This window comes from Nonomuraea corallina (assembly GCF_027620315.1).
Taxonomy (GTDB): domain Bacteria; phylum Actinomycetota; class Actinomycetes; order Streptosporangiales; family Streptosporangiaceae; genus Nonomuraea; species Nonomuraea corallina.
Genome location: NZ_JAPNNL010000274.1, coordinates 1 through 6,040 on the forward strand (window position 1 = coordinate 1; position 6,040 = coordinate 6,040).

Annotated in this window: 5 protein-coding genes and 1 pseudogene; 5 read left to right on the plus strand and 1 reads right to left on the minus strand. The window is 73.4% G+C overall.

Annotated features, from left to right (window positions below):
• The 5 genes from OUY22_RS35260 to OUY22_RS35280 all read left to right on the plus strand — a co-directional run.
• On the plus strand, positions 1 to 537 hold a 537-nt coding region (locus OUY22_RS35260), incomplete at its 5' end, for a CHAT domain-containing protein (protein WP_270159652.1).
• Between the two features lie 118 nt (positions 538 to 655).
• Positions 656 to 1,525: a terpene synthase family protein gene (locus OUY22_RS35265; protein WP_270159653.1), complete on the plus strand. Its 870-nt coding sequence runs from the start codon at positions 656 to 658 to the stop codon at positions 1,523 to 1,525.
• A 248-nt stretch (positions 1,526 to 1,773) separates the two neighbouring features.
• Positions 1,774 to 2,367 carry a GTP-binding protein gene (locus OUY22_RS35270; RefSeq protein WP_408638256.1) on the plus strand — a complete coding sequence of 198 codons (594 nt, stop codon included), beginning with the start codon at positions 1,774 to 1,776 and terminating at the stop codon, positions 2,365 to 2,367.
• Positions 2,368 to 2,390: 23 nt separating this feature from the next.
• Positions 2,391 to 2,861 (plus strand): Lrp/AsnC family transcriptional regulator, encoded by a 471-nt coding sequence (locus OUY22_RS35275; RefSeq protein WP_270159656.1) that lies wholly within the window; start codon positions 2,391 to 2,393, stop codon positions 2,859 to 2,861.
• Positions 2,862 to 2,911: 50 nt separating this feature from the next.
• Positions 2,912 to 4,471: a glycerol-3-phosphate dehydrogenase/oxidase gene (locus OUY22_RS35280; RefSeq protein WP_270159658.1), complete on the plus strand. Its 1,560-nt coding sequence runs from the start codon at positions 2,912 to 2,914 to the stop codon at positions 4,469 to 4,471.
• A 59-nt stretch (positions 4,472 to 4,530) separates the two neighbouring features.
• On the opposite strand, the pseudogene OUY22_RS35285 reads toward OUY22_RS35280, so the two are convergent.
• Positions 4,531 to 6,040 (minus strand): annotated as a pseudogene (locus OUY22_RS35285) (hypothetical protein); the annotation flags it as partial.

The following is a 6,040-nucleotide window of genomic DNA, read 5'->3' on the forward strand; positions in this document are numbered from 1 at the left end:
CCGCCGTCCGGCCGCCGCGTCGTGCTCGTCGGCGGCCCCGACGTGCCCCACGCCAAGGCCGAGGTACGGGCCATCGAGGAGCTGTACGAGGCCCGCGACCTCACCGTGCTCGACGAGGGGGCCGCCACCGCGCAGGCGGTGCTGTCGGCCATCGACGGCTGCCGGCTCGCCCACCTGGCCGCCCACGGCACCTTCCGCGCCGACAGCCCGATGTTCTCCGCGCTCCACCTCGACGACGGCCGGCTCACCGGCTACGACCTCGAACGCCTGCGCCGCGCCCCCTACCGGCTCGTCCTGTCCAGCTGCGACTCCGCCCAGATGGCCGCCGTCGGCGCCGACGAACTGCTCGGCCTGGCCACCGCGCTGCTCCATCTGGGCACCGCCGGCATCGTGGCCAGCGTGGTGCCGGTCAACGACGAGACCGTGGTCCCGCTCATGGTCAGGCTGCACGCCGGGCTCAGCGGCGGGCTCGGCCTGGCCGAGGCGCTGCGGCGGGCCAGGGGCGACGACGTGTCGTTCATCGCGATCGGGGCCTGACCGCCAGGGTGGTGTGCCTTGATCGGACGCTGGTGATCATGTGACAATTCGCTTACACAGCGATATCTGCGGGTGTATGGGGGTAATCACCGATGATCCGCATGCCGGCCGAGCGGCCATGAGGCTGCCCGGCGAGCTGGACGAGGCGTTCGAGCTCGGCCGGACGTGCGCGCTGGCCGCCGAGTGCGACCGGGACCTGCGGCGCTGTGCCCAGATGTACGGCGGTCTGTTCCCGGGGGCGGCGTTCGGGCCGGAGCTGTATGCGGCGCTGTCGCTGGCGAACGCGTTCGGCGCGCCGTGGGCCACCGCCGACCGGCTCAAGGTGGTCAACAGGGCCGCCCTGTGGGTGCGCGCCCTGGAACGGCTCGTCGACCACACCGCCACCACTCGCGAACAGGTCAACCAGCTGATCCGCGACTGCCTGGAGGTCGCCGACGGCGCCCCGCCCCGTACGGCGGCCACCCGCTTCCTGGCCGACCTGCGCGACGAGCTGGCCACCGTCAAGGAGTTCGCCGACCTGCACTGGCTCTGGCGCGACCAGCTCGGCAGGACCCTGGCGGGGATGGCCAGGGCGTGGGTGTGGCGTGACAGCGCGGCCGAGGTCTCGCTCGACCACTACGTCGGCAACGCCGACAGCCACGGCAGCTGCTTCGTCGACCTGTCCCACCTCATCTACGCCGGCGACGCCTGGGCCAGGGAGCACCTGGAGGAGCTGCGGCCGGTCAGCGAGCAGGTGCAGCGCTACCTCCACCTGCTCGGCGACCTCGCCTCGTACCGCAGGGACCTGAGCTGGGGCGGGCTCAACGTGCTGCTGCTCGGGGTGGCCAGGGCGGAGGTCAACGAGGCCATGGCGGGCCTCGCCCGCGAGGCGGGCGAGCGGATCCGCGGGGTGGGCGAGCCCAGCCCGCGGACGGCCACCTACCTGTGGCGACAAATCGGCTTTACCGCTGGTTATCACAATATTTCGGCCCATCTTCCGGCGAACTAGCGAAGCGCTACGAAATCCTGACAAGCGGGTTTACTAGCTCGATATCAGAGCCATCCGCAGAGGCGCCAGGCGGCAAAAGTGACATATTCATTTCAGCGAGGCATGGGCACTTGAGTGAGTTTTGCGACATTGCTAAGGTGACTCGATGCCGGGCACGTGGACTTCTTGACTCACCTTGACACGCCGTTGACCGAAGGTGAGCCCGCGGGCGCGGCGCGGGCCAGGGAAGGACCTACAGGCGGTGCTGGATGGACTTCGGGCGTTCTGATCACTGGCGGATGCCCATCCCGATCAAGATCGTGATCGCCGGAGGCTTCGGCGCGGGCAAGACCACCATGGTCGGCGCGGTGTCCGAGACCAGGACCGTGCGCACCGAGGAGATGCTCACCCACGCCGGCGCCGGCGTCGACGACCTGACCGGCGTGGAGACCAAGCCCACCACCACCGTGGCGATGGACTTCGGCCGCATCACCATCGGCGGCGACTACACGCTCTACCTCTTCGGCACCCCCGGGCAGGAGCGGTTCCTGTTCGTCTGGGACGAGCTGGCGGTGGGCGCGCTCGGCGCCGTCGTGCTGGCCGACACCCGGCGCCTGGCCGACTGCTTCCCGGCCGTCGACTACTTCGAGAAGCGCGAGCAGCCCTTCGTGGTGGCGCTCAACTGCTTCGACGGCGCCCGGCCCTTCACCATCGGCGAGGTCCGCCAGGCGCTCGGCCTCGACCCCGGGGTGCCGATCGTGCGCTGCGACGCCCGCCGCCGCGACTCCGGCAGGGACGTCCTGATCGCCCTCGTCGAGCACGCGATGCGCAAGGGCGCCTCCCCGGTCGGGACCATGTCGTGAGCGCGACCGGCTACCTTTGACCGATGGAGGAGATCGACCGCCGGATCGTCGCGCTGCTGGCCAGCGACGGCCGGATGAGCTTCACCGACCTGGCCAGGGAGACCGGGCTCTCTGTCTCGGCCGTGCACCAGCGGGTGCGCCGCCTGGAGAAGCGCGGCGTGGTGCGCGGCTACGCCGCGATCGTCGACCACGACGCGATCGGGCTGCCGCTCACCGCGTTCATCTCGATCAAACCGATCGACCCCGCGGCGCCCGACGACGCCCCGGAGCGGCTGGCCCACCTCAGCGCCATCGAGGCGTGCCACAGCGTCGCGGGTGACGAGAGCTACATCCTCAAGGTGCGCGTCGCGTCCCCCGTGGCGCTGGAGGAGCTGCTGCAGCAGATCCGGGCCGCGGCCAACGTCTCCACCCGTACTACGGTGGTGCTGAGCACGCCGTACGAGCATCGCGCCCCGGACGTGACGCAGGCCGGCGAGGGCGCCGGCGCGGGCTGAGCGCCCCGCCCGCTCGAGATCACGGAGCCGTCGTCCCACGGGAGCACCACATGACCAAGAGCACCGCCGCCCCGGCCACGCGCGCCGAGACCCGCGCGGAGCTGAGCCGGGTCCCCTACGACCTGCTCGTCATCGGCGGCGGCATCCTGGGCACGTCCGTCACCTGGATGGCGGCCCAGGCGGGGCTGCGGGTCGCCATGGTGGACGCGGGCGACTTCGCCGGCGCCACCTCCAGCGCGTCGTCGAAACTCGTCCACGGCGGCCTGCGCTACCTCCAGACCGGCAACGTCAAGCTCGTCGCCGAGAACCACCGCGAGCGCAGGGCGCTGGCCGGCGAGATCGCGCCCCACCTGGTCAAGCCGCTCACCTTCGTCGTCCCGATCTACCGGGGCGGCCCTCACGGCGCGGCCAAGCTGGGCGCGGGCGTGTTCCTCTACTCCGCGCTGTCGGTGTTCGGCGACGGCGTCGGCAAGGTCATCACCCCTCAGCAGGCCCACGCCAGAGTGCCCGCGCTCAAGACGGACGGGCTGCGCGCCGCCGCCGTCTACGGCGACCACCAGATGAACGACAGCCGCGTCGCCGTGATGACCGTGCGCGCCGCCGTCGACGCCGGCGCGACCGTACTCAACCACGCCGAGGTCGTCGGCCTGCGCAAGACCGGGGCCACCGTCACCGGCGCCGAGCTGCGCGACCGGCTCGACGGCGGCGAGTTCGGCGTGTCGGCGCGGCTCGTGCTCAACGCCACCGGCCCGTGGGTCGACCACCTGCGCCGCATGGAGGACCCCGCCGCCGAGCCGAGCATCCGCCTGTCCAAGGGCGCCCACGTGGTGATGCGCCGCCACGAACCGTGGAAGGCGGCGCTGACGATCCCGATCGACAAGTACCGCGTCTCCTTCGCCATCCCCTGGGAGGACCACCTCCTGCTCGGCACCACCGACGAGACCTACGAGGGCGACCCCGCCGACGTGCGCCCCACGGAGGCCGACGTCACGCAGATCCTCGACGAGGCCGGCCACGCCGTGCTCGGCTCCCAGCTGCGCCGCGAGGACCTCACCTACTCCTTCGCCGGGCTGCGCGTGCTCCCCGGCGGCACCGGCCGGGTGGCGGCGGCCAAGCGCGAGACCGTGCTCACCCGCGGCACCGGCGGCATGCTCTCGGTCGCGGGTGGCAAGTGGACCACCTACCGCCACATCGGCCGCGTGGTGCTCGACACGCTCGCCCACCTGCCCGGCCGGCCGCTCGGCGACGACCTGGCCGACATCCTGCCGGCGGTGCCGCTGCCGGGGCTGGCCAGCCCCGACGCGGTGGCCATGCGGCTGTGGACCGAGCGCGACCCCGGCGCCCGCATGGATCCGCTGGTGGCCCGCCACCTCGCCTCCCACTACGGCTCGATCGCCTTCGACCTGGCCCGGCTCATCCGCGACGATCCGGCCCTGGGCGAGCGCATCCACCCCGGCGGCCCCGACATCTGGGCCCAGGTGGTCTACGCCCGCGACCGCGAATGGGCGGCCACGGTCGACGACGTGGTCCGCCGCCGCACCACGCTCACCGTGCGCGGCCTGGACACGCCCGACGTGCGCGAGCGGGTCGCCGGCGTGCTGACCGGCTGACTCCGGCACGACCGCGGCACGACCGCGGCACGACCGCGGCACCGAAAGGAGCTCCCCGCTCACCCCTCACGCAAGGACGCCGCGGTGAGCCGGCGCACCGCCTCCGCGTACGGCGGATCGAACCAGTAGTCGGCGTGCCCGCGCGTCACCGGCAGCGGATCGCCCGGCTCCGGCCTGGCCGGGTCCCAGCAGAACAGGTCGACCGCCGACAGCGCCTCACGCGGCCCGAACGGATCGACCCGCTCGAAGACGGGCCCGCCGATCGGATCGCTCAGCCGGTACAGGTTGAACCACGGCACCGCCCGGCGCACCGCGTCCAGCGCCTCGGGCCCGAAGTAGGCCGGGAAGAACGCCGCGTACAGGCGCCGCAGCGGCGAGCCGTGCGTGAGCAGCCGCACCCGCTCGCGCACCGCCGGATCGAGCTGCAGCACCACCGAGGCGCCGATGACGCTGCCCTGGCTGTGCCCGGAGATCAGCACCAGGTCGGCCTCGTCCGCGGTCAGCCGGCGGACCCGGGCGATGAGCTCGGGCAGCACCCGCTCGGTGTAGCACGGCGGGCTGAGCGGGTGGACGGCACGCGGCCAGAACGTGGCCACGTCCCACAGGATCCCGACGGTGCGGCGCAGTCCCGGATCGCTGTACGCGCGCCGTCCGAGCAGCACCAGCCCGGCGAGGGAGGCGGCCATCGCCCAGCTGCCGACGGTCGCGAGCAGCCCGGCCAGCCCGCCCACCGGGTCGAGCAGCCGGAACTGGTAGAAGACCGTCACCGCCGCGAACCCGGCCAGCCCGATCCCGGTCACCAGCCCCAGGGCCTGTCCCGCCCGGTCGGTCAGCCCCGCCAGCGCCCAGGCGCCGGCCACCTCGCCGCCGTGCCGTCCGTAGTGCGGCTCCAGCCGGGCGGCCAGCCGGGCCGCGTCGGACCTGCTCGCGTGCCACAGCACCAGCCCGGCCACCACCAGGCCCGCGACCAGGACCGGCACCAGCGCCGCCGTCCACCACACCGGCTCGTCCAGGAACAGCCTGCGGCCCGGGGGACCGCCCGCGCCCGGCGAGGCTGGCACCCCGAAGAACGACGCCGTCCAGAACATCACGCCCAGCCCCAGCGCGTTCGCGACGGCCGCGGCCACCAGCAGCGCGAACCAGCTCGCCAGCCCGCCCATCGCCCGCGGCCCCGCCTTCCGGTCGAGCCCGGCCAGCCCCCAGGTGCCCGCCAGCATGAACGCCACCAGCGCCAGCGTCAGCACGAACTGGACCGTACCGGTGCCCACCCCTGGCAGCTGGCGCGAAGCGGGCGCGCCCGGCAGCCCGGCCGCCGCCGCGACGAGCGTCACGGCCGGCACCACCACGCCCGCCGCGCCCAGCGCCGAGCAGATCCGGCCGAGCAGCGCGCCGCCCGGGTCGCCGGCGCCCGGATCCACCCGTCGTGCCACTCCCGGCGCGACCACCACCAGGGCGGCGGCCACCAGCAGCACCGCGTTCGCCACCGTCAGGACCAGCCCGGGGCCCGACCCGGTGAACGGGGCCGCCACCGACAGCCCGATCCATCCGAGGGCGAACGCCACGTGGACC

Bases quoted from the DNA above. Each gene is read 5' to 3' on its own strand.
- OUY22_RS35265 (WP_270159653.1), top strand. From the start codon at position 656: ATGAGGCTGCCCGGCGAGCTGGACGAGGCGTTCGAGCTCGGCCGGACG.
- OUY22_RS35270 (WP_408638256.1), top strand. From the start codon at position 1,774: ATGGACTTCGGGCGTTCTGATCACTGGCGGATGCCCATCCCGATCAAG.
- OUY22_RS35275 (WP_270159656.1), top strand. From the start codon at position 2,391: ATGGAGGAGATCGACCGCCGGATCGTCGCGCTGCTGGCCAGCGACGGC.
- OUY22_RS35280 (WP_270159658.1), top strand. From the start codon at position 2,912: ATGACCAAGAGCACCGCCGCCCCGGCCACGCGCGCCGAGACCCGCGCG.